The organism is Streptomyces yamdrokensis (genome assembly GCF_053890455.1).
The window spans coordinates 6,209,545-6,228,965 of the sequence record NZ_CM132679.1 but is presented as its reverse complement, the minus strand read 5'-3'; the positions used below and the strand labels follow the sequence as shown (position 1 = coordinate 6,228,965).

The window sequence follows — 19,421 nt, the reverse complement described above, 5'->3', positions numbered from 1 at the left end:
AGAACCATTCCCCGGCCGGTGCCGCGATGGCAATGGAGTTGGCCGCATGCGGACACTGGCCGCTATCGGTCAACGCCCCCCGTTGAGTGGTGAGTTGCCTCGACCTATGCTCATCCGGATGATCCGGACTCAATTGCGCCGCCTGGAATTGGACAATGGTCTGCGGGTACTGCTGGCACCGCATCCCGTCGGCGCCTCGGTCGGCCTCGCGGTGCACTACGGCGTCGGTTTCCGGACCGAGCCCAAGGGGTACACGGGCCTCGCACACCTCTTCGAGCACCTTGTCTTCCAAGGCGGTCGCGGTGCCGCACCCGAGGGGTATCTGCCCCGGCTCCAGCGCGCCGGCGGTTTCGGTGACGCCCGGACCCGCCAGGACGTGACGGTCTACTACGCCGCCGCGCCGGCCTCCGCCGTGGAAATGCTGCTCACGCTCGAGGCGGACCGAATGCGGGCCCCTTGTATTTCCGCGCAAACCCTGCGCACGCAGACCGCGGTGATAGACGAGGAGATCCGCCTCATGGTGCGCAATCGTCCGTACGGCGCATTCCCCTGGGTACTGCCGCGCGCCCTGCACTCGCGCGCGGAGAACACCAGGGACGGGTACGGCGAAACCGCCGACCTCGCGGCCCTCGACATTCCGCGGTGCGAAAGGTTCTTCGCCGACCACTACGGACCCGAAAACGCCGTGGTGACACTGACCGGCGCGTTCGACCCGGGGTCGGCGGAACGTCTCGTACGCGGCCACTTCGAATCCGTGCCGGCGCGTCCGTCGGTGGCCGCGCCGGACGCGCACGAGCCGTCGCCGGATCGGGAGCGGCGGCTGACGGTCGCCGACCCGCACGCCAAAACGCCCGCCGTGGCGGTGGGTTACCGGATGCCGGACCCGGTGACCGAGCGCGCCGACTATCTCGCGCACCTGGTCCTGGCCGCGCTGCTCGGCCAGGGCAGACAGGCCCTGCTGCGTCGCGGACCGGCCGCCGCGCAGATGACGAGCCTCTCGGTGGGCTGCGGCCTCTTCGGGCTGCCGCTGGACACGACGGGGCCCGATCTGCTGACGCTGTTCGCCGTGCACGAGCGCGGGGCCGAGGACGTCCTGGCCGCGCTGGACGGCACGCTGGAGACACTGGTGGAGGACGGGGTCGACCCGGGCCTGCTGCGTGCCACGACCGCGCGCTGGGCCGCGGGGGCGCTGCGCGAACTCGGCGATCCGGGCACCCGGGCACAGCTGCTCGGCCTGCGCGAAACACTGTTCGGCGAGGCCGAGTTGACGCAGACGCTGCCGGAGCTGGTACGGACCGGGGTGACCGGGGAACAGGTGCGCCGGGCCGCCGCCCGGCTCACCTCCTCGCACCGGGCGGTCGTGCGCCTCGTACCGGCCGGGGTACGCGGGAGGGCGGCGTGACCGGGGGCTCGGGGCCGGGCCCCGCGGACGGGCGGCTGCCGCTGCCCGACATCGACACCATCCTCGTCAACGGACTTCGTGTAGTGGTCTGTTCGGCTCCCGTCGTCCCCCTCGTGGAGATCCGCCTCACCGTTCCGTACACCGCGGGGGAACCCGGCGAAGTGACCCGGTGCCAACTGTTGGCCACGACCCTGCTGCGAGGCACCGCGCACCGGGACGCGGACGCCCACGAGGCCGCTCTCGCCGCACACGGCGCCACCCTGGACGCCGCCGCGGACGCGCACCGGTTCACCTTCGTCGGGCACACCATGGCCGACGCCCTGCCCGACGTACTCGCCCTGCTGGCCGAGACCGTCCGCGAGCCGCGGCTGACGGCGGACGCCGTCCGCCCCGAGCGCGAGGCGCTGGTACGCCGTATCCGGCTGGCCACCCACCAGCCGGCGGCCCTCGCGCAGCACGCGCTGCTGCGGCGGCGGTACGGCGACGAGACCGCCGCCCTGCGACAGCCGGCACCCGAACCGGCGGCCTCCTGCACACCGGACGACCTGGCCGCACTGCACGCGCGGCATCTGGGCGCCCGGGGCGCGGTGCTCGTGCTGGTCGGTGACCTGCGGCCGAAGGACGCCGTCGCCGCGGTCGCGGACGTCTTCGGGTCGTGGGGGCCGGGGCCGGCGGGCGACGGGCCCGACGCGCCGTCGTGGTTCGCGGGCGGACCGCTGCTGTGGGTGGACCGGCCCGGCGCCGTCCAGAGCGTGATCCGGCTAGCCACCCCCGCGCTGCCCCGCACGGACCCGGGTTACCCGGCCCTGCATCTGGCGCAGTTGGTCTTCGGCGGATCCTTCGCCTCCCGGCTGGTCGCGTGCCTGCGGGAGGAGAAGGGGTACGCCTATCAGCTCGGCTCGGGCATGGAGTCGGTGCCGGGGGCCTCGACGCTGATGGTCGAGGCCGACACCGCCGCCGAGCACACCGTGCCGGCCCTCGCGGTGATCAGGGCGGAGCTGGAGCGCATGGCGGCCGAGCCGCCGTCGGCGGAGGAGGTGGACGCCGCCCGGAGCTACGCGGCCGGCTCCACCGCTACGGCGATGTCCTCGCCGGGCGCGCTGGCGTCCGGTCTGGCGAATCTGCTGCACGTCGGTGTCGGTTCGGACTGGCTGCACAACTGGGGGCCGCTGCTGGAGGGCGTACCGCACGACGCGGTCGTCGAGGCGGCCCACCGGTTCTTTCGCCCCGCCGGTTTCACGGGCGTGGTCGTCGCCGACGAGGCGGCGGTGGCACCGCTGCGCCGGGGTGCCACCGGCGAACTCGACTTCTGACGGATCGAGGGGGCTGTGCTCGCGCGTGGTCCACGCGCGAGCACAGCCCCCTCGGGGACGTGCGCCGACCGGGCGGGTCAGCCCCGGCTCTTCTTGATCCCCGCGATCACGGCGACGGCGAGGGCGATGGCGATGACGATCCAGAGGGTGGTGCTCATGAGGTACTCCTCAGTTGTCGGGTGGCCCGGCGGGCCGGGTGGATGTGGTGCGAACAGGGGTGGGGGACGAAGAACCGGAGTGGGGACGAAGGACAGGAGTGAGAGGTGACGGACAGGAGTGGGGGGACGGGCAGGAGTGGAGTGACGGGCAGGGGCGGCTTCCTCAACGCAGCCTCAGTGCCTCGGCGAGCGGAACCCTGGAGCCGCTGCGCAGCACGCTGTTGGCGTACATCCGCCCGGCGACCCGCGTCATCGCGGCCAGCGCGGCGGCCGCCAGGGCCAGGGAGAGGGCGATCTGCCAGACGGGGGCGATGCCGAGCAGCATGCGGGCCGGCATCAGGATCGGGCTGAGCGGCGGTACGAGCGACAGCCACTCGATCAACGGGTCGTGCGCGTTCTTGCTCAGCAGGGCTATGCCCAGCACGAACGGCGTGGTGATGAGCAGCATCACCGGTTGCGCCACCCCTTGGAGATCCTCCTGCCGTGAGACGCGCGCGGCCGCCGCGGCCAGCATGGCGGCGAAGAGGAAGAAGCCGAGCAGGAACCAGACGCCCAGCGTCACCAGAGTTCCGCCCATGGCGGTCGGCAGGGTGACGGTGCCGGTGCCCTGCGCGAGGGCCACCGCCGCACCGCCGAGCAGCACGAGCTGGGTCAGGCCGACCACGGCCACCCCGATCAGTTTCCCGGCGAGGAGCTGCCAGGGGCGGATGGTGGAGAGCAGCAACTCCACGACGCGGCTGGTCTTCTCCTCCACCACGCCCTGCGCCAGCATGATCCCGTAGAAGACGAAGAAGAAGTACAGCAGCCCGGTGGAGGCGAGGATCAGCGCGAACTGCTCGGCCGCGCTGTTCTCCGAGGGGTCCAGGGCGTCGACCTCCACCGTGGCCGAGGCCACGCGTTGCCTGAACTCCACGGGGTCCACGCCCGCGCGTTCCAGTTCCCTGGTGGCGCGTTCCTCGGCGGCCGCGGCCTGTATCACGGCGAGCAGGTCCTCGTCCGCCTCGTGTTCCACGGACAGGGTGAGCTGCTCGCCGGCTCCGCCGCCGAGCACGGCGGAGAGTTCCCCGTCGCGCAGGAGCCGGTCGGTGCGGTCGCCCTCGACGGGGACGAACTCGAAGCCACCCCTCTCCTCGGCCACCGCGGCGAGCACCGGGCGCAGCGCCGAGGCCTCTCGTTCGACACCGACCCTGGTCGGCCCGTCCTGGGCGACGACGATGATCAGGGCGTAGGCGCCGAGCCCGAGCAACAGCCCCAGGGTGCTCAGGACGAAGGACTTCGTCCGCATCCTGCTGCTGATCTCCCGCCGGGCGACCAGGCCCACCGCCCTGCGGGCCGCCGGCGCGCCGGGGCCGGCCTGCGGGCCCGCGGTGCCCCGGTCCGGGGCGGGATTCCGCTCCCCGTCCGGTGTGTCGCGGCCGGTGACCCCGTCCGACGCCCGTGTCGTCGCGTTCATCGCTCGCCGCCCTCGGGCCGGTCGTCCGTCCCGGTGACCAGGTCGCGGTACAGCTCGGTCAGCGGCGGGTGTTCGGACACGAAGGCGGAGACCGGCCCGGTGGCCAGTGCCGCGTGCAGCACCCGCTGGTCGTCCGCGCCCTTCGCCAGGCGAAGCCACGTACGGGTGCCCTCGCGGCTCACGACCTCCACGCCCGCCAGCCCCGCGGCCCAGTTCTCGTCCGCCTTCGGGGCGTCGACCAGCAGTCGGCGGCCGGCGTTCTCGCTCAGCTCCCGGACCGTCCCGCAGGCGATCAGCCGCCCGCCGTCGACGATGCCCACCCGGTCGCAGACCCGCTCGACCAGCGACAGCTGGTGGCTGGAGAACATGACGGGCACTCCGTCGGCGGCCCGCTCGGCGAGCACGTCGCGCATGACGTCCACCGCCACCGGATCGAGCCCGGAGAACGGTTCGTCGAGCACCAGCACCCTCGGTCCGTGGACCAGCGCCGCGGCCAGCTGCACCCGCTGCTGGTTGCCGAGGCTCAGGTTCTGGACCTCCTCGGACGCGTGGGGGGCAAGCTCCAGCCGCTCGATCCACCGGTCCGCCGCGGCCCGCGCGACGGTCGGCGACAGGCCGTGCAGCTCCCCGAGGTACCTCAGGTGTTCGCCGACCTTCATCCGGGGATAGAGGCCCCGCTCCTCCGGCATGTAACCGAACTGCCTGCGGGCGTCGAAGCCGACCGGACGGCCGAGCCACCGCACCTCTCCCGCGTCGGGCGTGAGGACTCCGAGGACGATCCGCATCGTGGTGGTCTTGCCGGCCCCGTTGCTTCCCACGAAACCGAACAGCTCACCGGCGCGGATGTCGAAGGACATGTCGTCCACGGCCCGGCGTCTGCCGTAGCTCTTCCGTACGCCATCGACCTCCAGCGTCGGCCCAACCATGTCACACACCTCCCGATGCAATGCATTGACTTACCGAAGTATTGCGTTAACACAACACCTCGTCAAGTTACTCATACGCTTTGGCGCTCCACCACATAGACGTGTTTCTCCGCCCGGTCCGTGACCGGGCTGCGGTCCCAGTCGGCCCAGCGGCCGGTCACACGCAGTCCCGCGAGCCGGGCCATCACGTCGAACTCGGCGGGCCAGGCGTAGCGGCTGACCTCCGGTACCTTCCGCAGCCGGCCGGAGTCCATGATCGTGTGGACGACCAGGACGGACTGGAGCGACTGGTTCACCTGGATCGTGTCGAGCAGCAGCGCGTCCGGTGCCAGATGGCCGACCCGGGTCGTCGCCTCGGTGAGCCGGTGGTAGACCTGCGGGTTGTACGTCTCGAAGACCGCGGCACCGCCGTCCGCGAGCGCGTCGTGGATACCGCGCAGGCAGTTGATCTGCTGCTCCTGGGTGGGGAGCATGAAGAAGGTGTTGAGCGCGGTGAGGACGAGGTCGTACCGCTCCTCGACGGCCAGCGCGCCGAAGTCGCCCACCGAGGTGGTGACCTCGCCCGTGGGGTCGTTCTCGTGGAGTTTCGCCAGCATCGCCGGTGACGCGTCCACGCCGTGCACCCGGTAGCCGTGCCGGGCCAGCGGAATCGCCAACCGCCCTGTGCCGACGCCCAGTTCCAGCAGTGATGCGGGTGCGGGGCGCAGCTCCCGCAGGAAGGCGACCATGGAGTCGACGGCCGGTCCCGAGGCGGGGTAGAGCGAGTCGTAGACGTCCGCCAGCGACTCCCCGTACGCGCTGCTGTCCTCGGCGGTCGTCCGCTGCCGGGTCTGCCGGGGTGTTTCGGTGGTCATGCGTGCCTCCGTGGGGTGTCAGGCGGGTGCGTGCTCCTGCTCGGGCCCGGTGCGGCCGCCGGGGTCCGGTGCCTCGAGCGCCGCCCGCAGTCCGTCGGCCGCGGCCAGGACCTCGGGGAAGGACGCGGGCGCCCACGCCTCGCGCTTCCCGCTGGTCGTACTGCGGCCGGGGTGGGGCGGGACGACGACCACGTTGCGGCGCGCCCGGAGCCGGGCGGTGTGTTCCGCGTACGCCGCGCTCTCCGCGCCGCCGGGCGGCAGCGCGGGCGCGAGCGCGATCGCCGCGCGCGTGCACTGAAGTGCGAGGACGGAGGGCGAGTCGCCCAGTCCGGCGGCCAGCCTGGCCAGGTAGTTGAGCGTCGCCGGCAGCACCACGACCGCGTCGGGCCACTGGGCGAGGTCGACATGCCTGGCCCTCGGCTCGGGCTCGTCGGGCCACCGGTCCGCCAGTACGTCGCAGCCGCCGATGGCGGTCAGCGCGTCCCGGGTGACGAACCTGGCGGCCGCCTTGGTCAGGACGTAGCGCACCTGCGTCCCCGGGTGCCCGGCCTTCAGCCAGCTGGCCCAGAAGGGCAGATGCGCGGCGGTCACGGATCCGGTCCCGATCACCAGCAGGCGGCGCGCCCCCACCGGTTCCCCCGCGTTCGCCGTACCGGTCACCGGGCCACCGCTCCGGCCACCGGAGCGGACGGCACCGGGCCGCCGGACGGCGCGGTGCCGGGATCGGCCGGGACGGCGCCGGCCGCCCGCCTCGCCGGGTCGCGCAGCGACTGCCCGTGCACCAGCTCCTGGTAGAGCGCGGAGCGCGTCAGCAACTCCTCGTGCGTGCCCCGGTCGACGATGTGCCCCTCGTCCACGACCACGATCAGATCGGCGTCCTGCACCGTGGAGATGCGGTGCGCGACCACGATCACCGCGCGCTCGGCGGCGAGGGTGCGCATCAGCTCCCGCAGCCGTTCCTCGTTCTCGCTGTCGAGCTGTGAGGTCGGTTCGTCGAAGATGACGAGGCGGGTGTCCCGCAGCAGGACGCGGGCGGCCGCCAGCCGCTGCCGCTGGCCCCCCGACAGGTCCTCGGCCCGCCCCAGCTCGGTGTCGAGACCGTCCGGCAGCGCCTTGACGGCACCGCGCAGCCCCAGCGTCTCCAGCGCCCGCCACAGCTCCGCGTCCGGCAGGTCCTGGCCCTGTCCGAGCTGGAGGTTCTGCCGCACCGTGCCCTCCACCAGGGTGAAACTCTGGTCGACGTAACTGATCTCGCCGCGCAGCTGGTGCAGGGGCCACTGCTCGACCGGCCTCCCGCAGACGAGGATGCGGCCCGACTCCGGCAGGAGGAAGCGCTCGGTGAGCGCGAGCAGTGTCGTCTTCCCCGCTCCCGACGGCCCGACGATGGCGGTGAGTCCCCGTGCGGGGGCCGCGAAGGCGGCCCCGTGGATGATGGTGCGCCCGCCGTCCGTGTAGGTGACGTCGTCGAACTCCACCGCGGGCGCGGTCGGCGACGGCTCGACCGGGGAGGTCGCCCCGGAGCTCTCCGGGGCGACGGTGAGCACGCTGTTGAGCCGTCCGCGCGCTGCCAGACCGCTCTGCATCCGGGCCACGCCGGAGACCAGCAGGGTCAGCGGCGCGACGAGTTGCAGCAGGTAGACGATGAAGGCGGCGAACTCGCCGATGCCCAGGTCCCCGGAGGCCAGCCGGGCGCCGCTGGTGACCATCACCGCGATGATCGAGAGCTGCTGGCCGAACTGCATCGTGGGTCCGACCAGGGCGGTCACCCGCGCGACCGACACGGCGGCCCTGCGCGCGTCCTCGACGCTGTGGCCCAGCGTGGACGCCACCTGGCGTTCGGCGAGGAACGCCTTGACCGTGGGCAGGGAAAGGACGGCCGCCGTCATCTGCTGCGACATGGTCCCGATGGCGTTCTGCTGGCGCTCCACACCGCTGCGGATCGAGCGTACGCACAGGAAGATGCCGGCACCGGCGATCGAGAAGGTGGCGAGCACGACGAGCAGCAGGACCCAGTCCAGCACCCCCATGGCGATCAGGGTGCCGACGGCCAGGAAGAGCGAGGACGGTATCTGCGCCACCCCGACGTCCACCACGGAACGCAGCTGCGTGCTGTCGGAGTTGGCGCGCGCGACCAGGTTGCCGGCCCCTTCGCGCCGGACCCACCGCAGCGGCAGGGTCAGGATGTGCGAGACGATGCGGAAGCGCGCCTCGGAGACCAGGCCCTCACCGGCACGGGCGAGCAGGTAGGAGGAGAGCGCCGTCGCCAGTCCGGCGCCCACCGCGAGGCCCGCCATCATGAGCAGCGGGCCGACGGGACGTTCGTCCTCGGCCAGAGCCATCACCAGGTCGCGGACCTGGAGGGGAAGGACGAGGGTGGCGGCGGCGGACAGGAGACTTAGCACCACCGCGGCGGCCACGGTGGCCCTCCGGCCCTCCAGGAGCTGGGTGAAGACACGCAGTTCGTCGGTGCCGTCCGGGCGTGTTTCTCTGGCCATGCTGCTGGACCTCCTGCGGGGTGCGGTCGGGTCGGGCCACCGTCGTTCGCGCGTCCGGCGGTTCAGGCCGGCCGGGGGGCCGTGTGCCAGGGCCAGTCGCCCGAGTCGAGGTTGCGGGCGGGGTCGGCGGGGTCCACGTTCGCCGCGACGCACGCCGCCGCGAGCCCGGCGGCCGTCGGACGCTCGCGCTGCTGTTCCGCGGCGGCCACGAAGGCCCGCGCGACCACGTGCGCCCGGTGTTCGCCGAAGCTCAGTCCGCGCATGCCCGTACGGTCGTCCTTCGGCTCCCACGCGGCCGTCACCCCGGGCGCGACCTCATGGGCGAACGCGGGGGCGGGTCCCTCTGGCAGACCGGTGGCCAGGGCCTCCTCGGTCACCGCGCCGACGGCGTCCCAGGAGCCCGCGCCCAGGTAGACGACCATGCCGTCGTTGCGCGGCAGGCTCGCCGGATTGGAGATGATCTTCGCTCGGTAGGTGACGGAGCGGCTCTCCAGGGCGCTCAGTACGGCACGCCACAGCTCGGGGGCCGCGTCGGCGTCCGCGACCCGCAGGTAGAGCCGCAGCAGATCTCCGCCGCCGGTGCGGCCCGTGCCGCTGTCCACGAGGAAGAAGCCGGGCGAGACGAGCGGGCGGGCCGACGGGAGGTTCATCAGCACCACCGGGCGACCGGCGTCGCCCGCCGTGCGCCCGGTCTCCCGCAGCGTCACCGGGTCCGGGACGCCCACGCGCAGCCCGTCGACCTCCACGACCCGCCGGCCGGTGGCCGAGCGCCGGTCGGTGAGGATCCCCGCGACGACCGTCTCCGGATGCGGTGTCGCCTTCGCCAGCCGTGCCTCGTAGTCGGGCGCGCGCAGGGTCCTGGGCGACTCGCGGTCCTTGACCCCGCGCCCGGTGTGCAGCACCTCGTACAGGGTGCGGGCGAGGGCGAAGCGCATCGCCGAGGGGGACTCGGCGGTCACCTCGTCGTCCCGCACCCGGGCCGTCCGGCCGTCCGGCGCGATGTGTACGTCCTCCAGCGCGAGGCGCAGACCTGCCGACAGCACCGGTGCTGTCGCCCCGTTCGCGGCGGGCCGCTCCGCCGCCCGCTCTCCGTGCGGGACGGACTCTTCGGTGCGCGTGCTCATGAGGCCTCCCCCAGTCCGACCGTGCAAACGAAGCTCCGAGGGTCGAGCAACGCGGTCCTGCCGATGCCCGCCGCCGCCCGGACGATGGCCGACAGCCGGCCGCTCTCCCTGGTCGAGGCGATCAGCCGGTCGATCAGATGCCACCCCGCGTAGGACGTGGCGCGCACCACGAGTCCGTCGTCGTCGGGGCCGCCGCCCTCGCGGTAACCGCGGTGGAACGCGGAGACCAGCGGCAGCACGCGGGCCAGTTCCTCGCTGCCGCGCGCCACGACCTCCTCGTGGGTGAGCACGGCCGAGAACGCGTCGTCCGTCTCCTGCGCGGGAATCCGCAGCACCGCGCGGTGCAGCCATTCGCCGACGTACGCCCCGACATCGCGTGCCGGGTCCCCGAGCCGGAACTCCTCCCAGTCGTTCACGTGGAACGCGGTGCCGGTGAGCAGGAACTGATCCAGCCTCAGGTCTCCGTGGACGGGGACGCGGGCGACCTGGGCCTCGGCCGCTCGCAGCCGCTCCAGTTCCCCGAGCAGCGCGGCGTCGCGCTGCAACAGCCCCCATGCCTGGACGAAGGCGCCGGTGGCGTGGACGTACATCTCCAGCGGCAGCGACCGCAGGTCGTCGACCGGCGGGAACGGATGGGGGTCCGGCCCGGGGAAGTCCTCCTCCCGGAACGGGAGTCGGTGCAGCGCGGCCAGGGTCCGGCCCGCCCGGGCCGACATGGACTCGGTGAACTCCTTTTCCGCGGCGAGTTCACTGCCGGACCTGACGTCGTCCAGCATCCGGAACACCAGCAGTCGGTGTTCCTCGTCTCCGCCGAGGAACTCCGGGCGGGGAAAGGGACGGGCGCCCCTGTCGGCGAGGCGCTCGAACGACACGCTCCTTCGGTATCGCTTCCGGGATTCCTCGGGACTCCCCTTGAGCCGTTTCACGAATACCGAATGACCGGTGTCCGTGACACCGGACCAGTTCTCGTTCCGGCCGGGATAGGAATAGACCTCCGAAGCGCTCAGGGAACCCAACCGGAGCTGCACCAGGAGCTGTTCGACCGATGCGTCCACGGGACTGTCGACAGCCGACGCGGAAGGCCGGCCCTGCGGGTATGTGATCGTTTCGCCTGCCACAGACTTTTTCTATCGCGGGGCGAGGCCTACGGACAACGAAGTGACCGGCATCGGCCACCGCCGACGAGGGTGCGCCGCGTGCCGTGCGGGACGGCCGCCGACGGTGCGAGCACCACCGGGCCCGGGTACCGGGCGGCGGCCGTCGACGGTTTCCTCCGCCAACCGTCGTCGGCCGCCGCCGTATACGCTCCCTCGTCTCTGCGTTTTCCCCGCCCGCGCCGCTCAGATGATTCTTCGACGCACGGCCCAGACCACTGCCTCTATCGGGGTCTCCACGTCGACACGGTCGCATATCGACCGTATTTTGCGCCGCAAGGTGCGGTCGCTCATCTCCATACGGCGGGCCACCTGCGTCATGGTGCAGCCCTGGGAGACGAGTTGGAGAATTCTCAAGTGATCGTTTCCTAGCCTGAGGTGGGAGTCTCTTAAGGAAGTATTACGATTCACCTATCAACCTCGTGGTCGTCCGACGGTGGGGCGCCGGGTTCCGGTGCACTGGAACACTCGAGGAAGGAAATGGCTCACACCTGCCGGATAGCCATCGGCAACAATTGCCCTGACGGTCAGGCGAGGGCCGGAGGGGCCATGACGTCCTGATCCATCTTGCTCAGCAGCATGAGCTTCCCCCTCGACCGAGACCTCGCGAAGCGGCGGTCAATCCGCGGCACCGAGCGCGCCGCCAGTATATGAACCACTGGATCCGCTTGATCAAGACTTTACCCATGTGTCCGACGTCACATCGCGGTTATTCGCACGGAATCCTGGATTCCGAATGTGGCGTCCAACTTCCCGGGTTCCGCAATTCGGCGTCCCGCTTCCCGCTATTCACTGGATTGAGGAGCGCATATCAGAGAGCACCGCGGCGCGAACGCGCCGGGCGACGACCGATGAGTTCCTTCCCACCCCCCGGTCAAACATCACGCCGGTGCGCCACGGACACAGAACGATCATGAGCCGGTGAGGAACCACGGATGCGTACCCCGATCAGCACCGCCTTGAGCCTCCGTCGACTTGAAGTCGCGGGTCCTGTGCGCACAGGACCCGCGGAGGCCCGGTGCCTCCCGTCCTGTGTGCCGGCGGGGCGGGAGGCGACCAGGCCCTCGGCTCACAGCACCGGGGTGGCTCCGGAACCTTCGGGGCCCCTCATGTGGCCGCGCCGGGCAGGGACCGGCCGGTACGCCGGGAGGGAAGCCGGGCCCCGGACGCCGCGGTGTCATCCTCCGGGCGTGGACGGTGGTTCGGTGGCGACCGGTGTGACGGATGTCGACGTGCGGGCGGGGGGAGCCGATGGCGTTGCCGTATCCGGTGTGCGGAGCTTCGCCGGGCGCCGTTTCCCCGCCGACATGGCGCTCATGGCACGCAGCAGCGTGGTGCGGCCTCCCCTGGGAACGCTCCACACATCGTGTCCGCGTACGCCCCACTGTGCCAGCAGGGCGTTGGCCGCCTGAAAGCCGCTGGTGGCAGCGCGCTCCATGAGGGCCACCGGCAGGTCGACGCGCACCAGGTCGCCGGCCAGAACGAGGCAGGGGTCCGGAGTCGTCACCGTGGGCCGGTCTCCGAATCCGCCGGAAGGGAACAGGGGACAGTCGGCGTGCAGTTCGTGACGCTCGTCGATCACCGCGGCGTTCGCCGTCTCCGGATAGACGCGCCGCATCTCCTGGGCCAGTCGGGCCCGCACCCGCTGCGGGTCGGCGTCCTCGGCAAGGGCGTAGGCGTGCAGTTCCACGACACATCCGCCGGTGCGCCGCGCCCATGCCCGTGCCTCGTCCTCGTAGCGGTCGAGGACGCTGATGTTGTCCAGTGGTCCGAATCCGCCGGTGCCCAGGAACGCGGGCCGGTCCGCGTTCAGCGGCCGGTCGAGCCACAGACGTGAGACCAGGAAGGAGGGTGCGCTGCGCAGGCGTGCGATCCGCCGTCGCCAGTCCCGGCCTCCCAGGGTCGGCGAGGTGCTGACGACGCGCTGCAGGCCCTTGGTGTCCGCGGCGAGCACGACGGCGTCGGCGGCGTGTTCCGCGGCCGTCGTTCCGTCGTCGGCCATGACGGTGAACCGTCGCTGCCGCCCGGGCACGACGGCGGCCACGGCGGTCCCGGTACGGACCGTGGCTCCGAGCCGATGCAGATGATCGCGCAGGGGGTCCCATACGGCGGCCGGGAAGGGCTGCCGGGGAACGTCGAAGAGAAGTCCCTCGCTGGAACCGAGGAAATAGATGTGGAACATGACGGCGAGCTCGGCGGCCGAAAGGTCGGCGGGGTCCGCGAAGAAACTGCGGGAGAAGACTTCGAAGGCCAGGTGGTGGGCGCTCGGTGGGAAGCGGATCCGCTCCAGGAAGGTCCGGGCGTCGAGGTGGTCGAGCCTGCGGTAGATCCGGGGCACGTCCACGTCGAAGAGTTGCAGAGCGGCGTGCCGGTCGATCGTCCTGAGGTCCGCGGCACGGAAGGTGGGACTGCGCATCATGAAGGCCGCCGCGTTCCAGGGCGGGGTCGTCGGCAGGCCGGCGAACGTGTCCGTGTGCCCGGTGTCGTGCAGCAGCGGGTAGTCCGGCACGGGCGTCAGGATGTCGAGGCCCGGGTCGATGCGCCGCAGGAGGGCGCGAAGGTTGTAGTACTGCCGGAAGAAGGCGTGGAAGCCGCGTGACATGGTCACGGTGGAACCGTCGCGCAGTTCGGTCGGCCAGCCGGCCAGGCGTCCGCCGAGGTGCGGCCGCTGCTCGAACAGGTCGACCGCCATGCCGCGCTCCGCCAGGGCGACGGCGGCCGTGACACCCGCGATGCCGCCACCGACGACCGCGATGCGAGGCGGCGGCCTCGTGTGCCGGCCCGGCTGGAGGTCTTCGGGAGCGCTGATCCGCACCGCACGCCGGTCGCGTCCCGGCCTGTCTGTCGCACGCGGGATCCTGCGCGGTGTGTGAGTCATCGTCGGAGCGCTTTCCTACTGCTGTCGCCGGCCGGTCGGGCCGGGTGCGGATCGCCCAAGTCTCGATCGCGTGCGGCGGGCGTGCGGGCCGCCGCGCCGTCGTATGGTCCGTCCCGGTGAAGCTTTTGGTACCGGCCCTGCTGCCTCGGCGGTGAAGCCGGGTCGTGTCCTTATGCTCACGACATGGTCCAGGTACAGGAGCGGCCGGCGCTGCGCCGCAGGCCCGGGGCCGGCCGGCGGACAGCCTGGTCGCTGGCCGCGGCCGCCGTGCTGTGCCAGATCCCCTACCCGCTCGTGTCCGGCTCGCGGCGTGATGCGCTCACCGTCGTCGGCGTGGTGGTCTTCTGCCTCGCGTCCGTGGCGGCCGCCGCTCTGCGGCACGGGGTGCGGGGTCCGTTGACGCTGTTGGCGGTGGCGGGGCTGGGCGGCCTGGCGGTCGAGGCCGTGGGGGTGCGTACGGGCTTTCCGTTCGGCGCCTATGAGTACACGGGGACGTTGGGGCCGAGCGTGGCGGGGGTGCCGGTGGTGGTACCGCTCGCCTGGATCATGATGGCCTGGCCCGCGCTGGAGGCGGGACGGTCACTGGCCCCGGTCCGGGGGCGTGCGGGGGCCCGTTCGGCCCGGGTGCGCACGGCGGTGACCGGAGGGTGGGCGCTGGCGTCCTGGGACGTCTTCCTCGATCCGCAGATGGTCGACGCCGGTCACTGGAGCTGGACGCATCCCCATCCGGCGCTCCCCGGAGTGCAGGGTGTGCCGCTCACCAATTTCCTCGGATGGGTGGCCGTGTCCGTCGTCATGATCGCTGCGATGGACGCGCTCTGCGGGCACGCGGTGCGGCGCCCCGCCGAGAACGGCCGGCCCGCCGGCCCGGCCGTCGTGTTGTACCTGTGGACCTACGCCTCCTCGGTCATGGCGTGCCTGGTGTTCTTCAACCGTCCGCAGGTGGCGCTGGTGGGCGGTGTGCTGATGGGGCTGGTCGCCGTCCCGCTGGCAGTGCGGGCGGCAGGTGCCGCCGGGAGACGGAGGTGAGCCGGCTCCACGCCGCGCGGGCGTTGGTCGCGGGGGGCGCGTTGCTGGCGGTCGCCGGCACCGTGCACAGCGCCCTGAACAGCAGAAGCCTGCGCGTCCCCCCGCCGGATCCGGCGCCGGTGGGCGAGTCGGTGTCGCTTCTGATGCCGGTACGCAACGAGGCCGGGCGTGTCGGCCCCGCGCTGCGGTCGCTGCTGGCTCAGGAACGCCTGCTGCGGGCAGAGGTCGTCGTGCTCGACGACCAGTCCACCGATGACACCGCCGCCGTGGTGCGCCGCCTGTGCGAATCGTATCGGCACGCCCGGGTCGTGCACGGCACGGCGCCGAAGCCCGGGTCGCCGGGCAAAGCCCACGCCTGCCATCAGCTCGCGTCGCTCGCGCGGGGCAGCGTGCTGGTCTTCGTGGACGCGGACGTGGTGCTCGCGCCGCACGCGGTGGCCTCCTCGGTGGACCTGCTGCGCTCGTCGGGACTCGATCTGGTCTCGCCCTTCCCCCGTCAGGTCGCCAGGGGACCCGCCAACCGGCTGTTCCAGCCGCTGCTGCAGTGGTCGTGGCTCACCGTGCTGCCACTGCGGCGGGCGGAGACCTCACCGAGGCCGGCGCTGTCCGCGGCCAACGGCCAGTTCCTCGTCGTGGACGCCACCGCTCTGCGCGGATGCGGCGGGTTCGCCGCGGTCGCGGACAAGGTCCTCGAGGACATGGCGCTCGTCCGGGCGCTCAAGCACGCCGGTGGCCGGGGCGGCATCGTGGACGGCAGCCAGATCGCGATCTGCCAGATGTACGACGGCTGGCGCGAGCTGCGGGAGGGGTACGGCAAATCCCTGTGGGCGGCATTCGGGTCCGGCGGGGGCGCGGCAGCAGCGTGCGCTCTCCTCACCTGGGCATACGTGATGCCGCCGCTGGCAGCGTGCCGGGGGTCGCGCTGGGGGGCGGCCGGATACGCCGCGGCCGTGACGGGGCGGGTACTGACCGCGCGGCGCACGGGCGGGCGGTGCTGGCCGGACGCGCTGGCCCACCCGGTGTCCGTCACGCTGCTGGCGGTGCTGACGGGGTGGTCCTGGCTCGGCCACCGCCGCTCCACGTTGTCGTGGAAGGGCAGGCCGCTGCGAGGGCGGTGCTGAGATGTCCCGCATCGCCGTGATCGGAGCCGGCATGGGCGGGCTGGCAGCTGCCGCCCGGCTCGCCCGCCAGGGTCACCACGTCACCGTGTACGAGCGGGCGGCCACCTACGGAGGCAAGCTCGGCACCGTACGCCGGGACGGTTTCGTCTTCGACACCGGGCCGTCGCTGCTGACCCTGCCCGAGGTCTATCGCCGCCTGTTCGCGGACACGGGGGCTCCCTTGGAGCGCTGCGTACCGCTCATGCCGGTCGAGCCGGCCTGCAGCTACCGGTTCGCCGACGGAACCCGGCTGGCGATGCCCGGTGACCCGCGCCTGGTGCCCGGTGTACTGGACGACACCCTGGGTGAAGGAGCCGGGGCGCAGTGGGCCCGGCTGCACGAGGCCTCGGGCGAGTTGTGGCGGCTGGTGGGCGAGAGTGTGCTGCGCCGGCCCCTCGGCGGCCCGGCCGGACTGCTGCGCCGCTCGGCGCGGCCCCGCGGGCTGACCGCCGTCGCCCCCTGGCGCAGCCTGCGGGGCACCGGCCGGCACTACCTGCGCGATCCCCGGCTGCGCATGTGGCTGGAGCGCTACGCCACCTACAGCGGCTCCGACCCGCGACGCGCACCCGCCGTCCTGGCAGTGGTCTCCTACGTGGAACAGCGCTACGGCACCTGGTACGTGCCCGGCGGCCTGCGCCTGCTGGCCGACGCCCTCGAACAGCGGTGCACCGAGCTGGGAGTGCGATTCCGCTACGACTGCCACATCGCCGCAGTGGACACCTCGGCCCGCGGTGTCACCGGCCTCCGCCTGACGGACGGCGGCACGGCGGCGGCGGACGTCGTCGTCTCCGGCGTCGACGCGAAAGTGCTCTACGGCCACCTGACGGCGGACCGGCGCGGGCGCCGCCCCCTGGCCGCCCTCGCGCGCGCCCAGTCCTCGCTCGCCGGATTCGTCCTCCTGCTGGCGCTTCGCGGGCGGGATCCGCGGACACCGCACCATCGCGTGCTGTTCCCGGCGGACTACGACGCGGAATTCGATGCCGTGTTCGGCATGCCGGCCCGTCCCGCCGTCGACCCGACGGTGTACATCAGCGCGCCGGACGACGCCGCGCTGCGCCCCGACGACGGGCATGAAGCATGGTTCGTCCTGGTCAACGCTCCCCGGCACTCCTCGGACGGCACCCGCGGCACCGTCGACTGGACCACTCCGGGACTCAAGGAGTCCTACACCGAACGCGTTCTGGACGTCATGGCCGGCCGCGGCGTCGACGTGCGCCCACGACTGCTGTGGTGCGAAACCCGCACCCCCTTCGACCTGGAACAGCAGACCGGCAGCCTGGGTGGCGCCATCTACGGCAGCTCCTCCAACGGCATCCGGGCCGCCTTTCTCCGGCCGGCCAACCGCTCCCCCGTCCCCGGGCTCTTCCTCGTGGGCGGATCCGCCCACCCCGGCGGCGGCCTGCCGCTGGTGGCGCTGTCCGCGGAGATCGTCGCAGCCGACATCGGCGACGCCTGACCCCGGCGGCCGCTACTTCAGCGCCCGCGCCACCCCGGCCGCCAGCTGCACGAAGCCGACCCCTGCGGCCGCCGTCCAGCCGATGACGCACACCTCGGCCCAGTCCCACCCCGTGCCCGGCGTACCGTCGGGCCACAAGCCGCTTCCCAGGCACGCGACCGCGCACAGCACCACGCGCAGCGGCCGCTCCGCGACACTCAGCGCGCCCACCCCGCGCATCCCCGCCGCACCGGCCCGGGCCCGCAGGTACTCGTGCAACTGGGCAAGACAGGCAGCCGCGAGACACCAGGAGGCCGGCGCGCCCAGGGCGTACAGGACGACGACCAGCAGAAGGTCCGCGACGCGGTCGGACACGGCGTCCACCACGGCGCCCAAGGGGCGGGCCCGGCCGGCCGTCACCGCGACGGCGCCGTCCAGCCCGTCGAGCAGACCCGACACGATCACCAGCGCGCAGGCGGCCAGCGGCCAGCGGCCGCCCTGGGCCGCCGCCCCCACGGCGGCGGCGACCGCCAACGGCCCTCCCACGGAAAGAAGGTCCGGCGGCACGGCGCGCATCAGGCGCGTGCCGGCGCAGCGCCGCGCCAGCACCACCCACGTCGAAGCAAGCATGCTGCCGGAGGGGTCATACCCTCCGTGCTGCTCGGCCCATCGGTCCAGGACGCCGTCACGGCCGCGCGCCCCGAATCCCGCGAACACCTTGCCGCGGCCGTGAGGGGGCGCCCCCGTGGTCGCGGCGGTGTGCTCCCGCGGCTCGGTCGCGGGTTCGTCGGACGGGCCGTCACCCGGGAGGCGGGACATCGCGCAGAGGCGGCCTGCGTGAGTGTCCAGGCACAGCATCAACTGATGGCCGACGAGCAGGACCGTGTGCAGCAGGTACATCCACAGGCCCAGCGCCACGACGGCTCCGGGCACGACGAGTCCGCCGAACGGCACGCTCCAGTCGACCGGGACGGCCAGGAACAACACGAATCCACCGAGGAAGCCGCACAGGAAGGCCCCCGTCACGAACGCGGCCAGAACCGTTGCCCGCAACCCCGCGACGCCCACGCCGACGAACCGGAAGAGCAGGAACACCTCCGTGGAGAGCAGGAGCCACAGCAGGTGGAAGGCCAGGACGGCGGACCAGCCGAGGCAAAGACCGCCGGCATCGGCCAGTCGGGCCAGCGGCGGGCCGGCGTACAGAACGACGCTCATGAGCAGCGGGCCCGCCGCCAGTGCCGGCACCAGCCCCAGCCTGCCCCGCCAGGCGGTGAACGTGTCGTCCCGCGCCGCCACGGGCGACAGGTGCAGGAAGCCTCTGCGCAGTCCCTCTCCGTACACACTGGCGGGCACCAGTGCGACGGCCAGAGCCGGGTAGGACAGCCGAGCCGCCGCGTCGGCCATGGTGCGCAGCCCCGACTGCACTCCGTGCCCGTGCGGCAGCGCGTCCCCGATGTCCTCCGCGGCCCGGCGAAGGCCCTCCCCTCCCACTACGAACACCGACAGCCGTAGCAGGACCAGCACCACGGCGATCACGGCGACCATGGCGAAGAACGTGGTCCCGGCCGCGCTCAGCGCCAACTGCCTGCCGCGCACACCGTCACGCACTTCGGCGACGAGCACGCGAAGCGCGCCCCGCTTCGTGTGCATGGCGCCAGGCGACACCGACTGCTCCTTCGCACGTCTGTCGACTCGTATTCGCGCTGTGCCGCGACGATACACACAGCGCATCCGGTGCGACGGTCGCCGCCCGGCCACGTCACCGGGCACTGTGCGGACCGAAAGCACGCGGTGCGTCGGTTCTGCGGCGGATCGCACCGTGCTGGATCGAGGGGCACGGCCGCCGCATCCGCGACGCACGCTTTGCGCGTACTCACAGCACCGGGATCGATCTCATCCGTTCGGCGCCCGGTATTTCACCCGTTCGGCCGCCCCGCCGGAACGGCTGACCGAGCGGGCCGCACGGTGCGGTGGGCGCGACAAGCGCAGTTCAGCGCGTCACCACGACATGACCGGGAGGCAAACGCCGAAACCGTGACG

General features: G+C 72.5%; 15 protein-coding genes. 5 read left to right on the top strand and 10 right to left on the bottom strand.

The window, feature by feature from the left end; translation table 11 throughout:
- The first annotated feature begins 118 nt into the window (after nucleotides 1-118).
- Nucleotides 119-1,402: a M16 family metallopeptidase gene (locus tag ACWZEH_RS27670; protein ID WP_456193799.1), complete on the top strand. Its 1,284-nt coding sequence runs from the start codon at nucleotides 119-121 to the stop codon at nucleotides 1,400-1,402.
- On the top strand, nucleotides 1,399-2,715 hold the full coding sequence (locus tag ACWZEH_RS27665; RefSeq protein WP_456193798.1) for a M16 family metallopeptidase: 1,317 nt from the start codon (nucleotides 1,399-1,401) through the stop codon (nucleotides 2,713-2,715). The genes ACWZEH_RS27670 and ACWZEH_RS27665 overlap by 4 nt, the downstream gene beginning before the upstream one ends.
- A gap of 321 nt (nucleotides 2,716-3,036) precedes the next feature.
- On the opposite strand, the gene ACWZEH_RS27660 is transcribed toward ACWZEH_RS27665, so the two are convergent.
- The 9 genes from ACWZEH_RS27660 to ACWZEH_RS27620 form a co-directional block, all read right to left on the bottom strand.
- Nucleotides 3,037-4,326, bottom strand: coding sequence for an ABC transporter permease (locus ACWZEH_RS27660; RefSeq protein ID WP_456193797.1), 1,290 nt, complete (start codon nucleotides 4,324-4,326; stop codon nucleotides 3,037-3,039).
- Complete coding sequence (locus tag ACWZEH_RS27655) at nucleotides 4,323-5,252, bottom strand: ABC transporter ATP-binding protein (RefSeq protein WP_456193796.1); 930 nt, start codon at nucleotides 5,250-5,252, stop codon at nucleotides 4,323-4,325. Before ACWZEH_RS27655 ends, ACWZEH_RS27660 begins: the two co-directional genes overlap by 4 nt.
- Nucleotides 5,253-5,323: 71 nt before the next feature.
- Nucleotides 5,324-6,106, bottom strand: coding sequence for a class I SAM-dependent methyltransferase (locus ACWZEH_RS27650; RefSeq protein ID WP_456193795.1), 783 nt, complete (start codon nucleotides 6,104-6,106; stop codon nucleotides 5,324-5,326).
- Nucleotides 6,107-6,124: 18 nt separating this feature from the next.
- Entirely contained in the window at nucleotides 6,125-6,766 is a 642-nt protein-coding gene (locus ACWZEH_RS27645; protein WP_456193794.1) for a flavoprotein, read from the bottom strand.
- Nucleotides 6,763-8,601, bottom strand: a complete 1,839-nt coding sequence (locus ACWZEH_RS27640; RefSeq protein WP_456193793.1) for an ABC transporter ATP-binding protein — start codon at nucleotides 8,599-8,601, stop codon at nucleotides 6,763-6,765. Before ACWZEH_RS27640 ends, ACWZEH_RS27645 begins: the two co-directional genes overlap by 4 nt.
- Before the next feature lie 62 nt (nucleotides 8,602-8,663).
- The gene (locus ACWZEH_RS27635) at nucleotides 8,664-9,725 is read right to left on the bottom strand and encodes a T3SS effector HopA1 family protein (RefSeq protein ID WP_456193792.1); all 1,062 of its coding nucleotides are present in this window, start codon (nucleotides 9,723-9,725) and stop codon (nucleotides 8,664-8,666) included.
- Nucleotides 9,722-10,780, bottom strand: coding sequence for a class V lanthionine synthetase subunit LxmK (lxmK, locus tag ACWZEH_RS27630; protein WP_456199863.1), 1,059 nt, complete (start codon nucleotides 10,778-10,780; stop codon nucleotides 9,722-9,724). The genes ACWZEH_RS27635 and lxmK overlap by 4 nt, the downstream gene beginning before the upstream one ends.
- A gap of 285 nt (nucleotides 10,781-11,065) precedes the next feature.
- Nucleotides 11,066-11,236: a helix-turn-helix domain-containing protein gene (locus tag ACWZEH_RS27625; RefSeq protein ID WP_456193791.1), complete on the bottom strand. Its 171-nt coding sequence runs from the start codon at nucleotides 11,234-11,236 to the stop codon at nucleotides 11,066-11,068.
- An 820-nt stretch (nucleotides 11,237-12,056) separates the two neighbouring features.
- Entirely contained in the window at nucleotides 12,057-13,757 is a 1,701-nt protein-coding gene (locus ACWZEH_RS27620) for an FAD-dependent oxidoreductase (protein ID WP_456193790.1), read from the bottom strand.
- Between the two features lie 183 nt (nucleotides 13,758-13,940).
- Between ACWZEH_RS27620 and ACWZEH_RS27615 the strand changes: the two genes are divergently transcribed.
- Genes ACWZEH_RS27615 through ACWZEH_RS27605 form a run of 3 tightly spaced genes read left to right on the top strand, consistent with a single transcriptional unit; the run spans nucleotide 13,941 to nucleotide 17,402 of the window.
- On the top strand, nucleotides 13,941-14,786 hold the full coding sequence (locus tag ACWZEH_RS27615; protein ID WP_456193789.1) for a carotenoid biosynthesis protein: 846 nt from the start codon (nucleotides 13,941-13,943) through the stop codon (nucleotides 14,784-14,786).
- Complete coding sequence (locus ACWZEH_RS27610) at nucleotides 14,783-15,907, top strand: glycosyltransferase family 2 protein (RefSeq protein ID WP_456193788.1); 1,125 nt, start codon at nucleotides 14,783-14,785, stop codon at nucleotides 15,905-15,907. Before ACWZEH_RS27615 ends, ACWZEH_RS27610 begins: the two co-directional genes overlap by 4 nt.
- Nucleotide 15,908: 1 nt before the next feature.
- Complete coding sequence (locus tag ACWZEH_RS27605) at nucleotides 15,909-17,402, top strand: phytoene desaturase family protein (RefSeq protein ID WP_456193787.1); 1,494 nt, start codon at nucleotides 15,909-15,911, stop codon at nucleotides 17,400-17,402.
- Between the two features lie 12 nt (nucleotides 17,403-17,414).
- Here ACWZEH_RS27605 and ACWZEH_RS27600 read toward each other — a convergent pair whose 3' ends face one another.
- Nucleotides 17,415-19,031: a YhjD/YihY/BrkB family envelope integrity protein gene (locus tag ACWZEH_RS27600; protein ID WP_456193786.1), complete on the bottom strand. Its 1,617-nt coding sequence runs from the start codon at nucleotides 19,029-19,031 to the stop codon at nucleotides 17,415-17,417.
- Nucleotides 19,032-19,421: the final 390 nt, after the last annotated feature.

What these genes read in the sequence shown, in the direction of transcription:
- ACWZEH_RS27660 (WP_456193797.1), bottom strand. Translation starts at nt 4,326, where the DNA reads ATGAACGCGACGACACGGGCGTCGGACGGGGTCACCGGCCGCGACACA.
- ACWZEH_RS27620 (WP_456193790.1), bottom strand. Translation starts at nt 13,757, where the DNA reads ATGACTCACACACCGCGCAGGATCCCGCGTGCGACAGACAGGCCGGGA.
- ACWZEH_RS27640 (WP_456193793.1), bottom strand. Translation starts at nt 8,601, where the DNA reads ATGGCCAGAGAAACACGCCCGGACGGCACCGACGAACTGCGTGTCTTC.
- ACWZEH_RS27600 (WP_456193786.1), bottom strand. Translation starts at nt 19,031, where the DNA reads ATGCACACGAAGCGGGGCGCGCTTCGCGTGCTCGTCGCCGAAGTGCGT.
- ACWZEH_RS27670 (WP_456193799.1), top strand. Translation starts at nt 119, where the DNA reads ATGATCCGGACTCAATTGCGCCGCCTGGAATTGGACAATGGTCTGCGG.
- ACWZEH_RS27650 (WP_456193795.1), bottom strand. Translation starts at nt 6,106, where the DNA reads ATGACCACCGAAACACCCCGGCAGACCCGGCAGCGGACGACCGCCGAG.
- ACWZEH_RS27635 (WP_456193792.1), bottom strand. Translation starts at nt 9,725, where the DNA reads ATGAGCACGCGCACCGAAGAGTCCGTCCCGCACGGAGAGCGGGCGGCG.
- ACWZEH_RS27615 (WP_456193789.1), top strand. Translation starts at nt 13,941, where the DNA reads ATGGTCCAGGTACAGGAGCGGCCGGCGCTGCGCCGCAGGCCCGGGGCC.
- ACWZEH_RS27655 (WP_456193796.1), bottom strand. Translation starts at nt 5,252, where the DNA reads ATGGTTGGGCCGACGCTGGAGGTCGATGGCGTACGGAAGAGCTACGGC.
- ACWZEH_RS27605 (WP_456193787.1), top strand. Translation starts at nt 15,909, where the DNA reads ATGTCCCGCATCGCCGTGATCGGAGCCGGCATGGGCGGGCTGGCAGCT.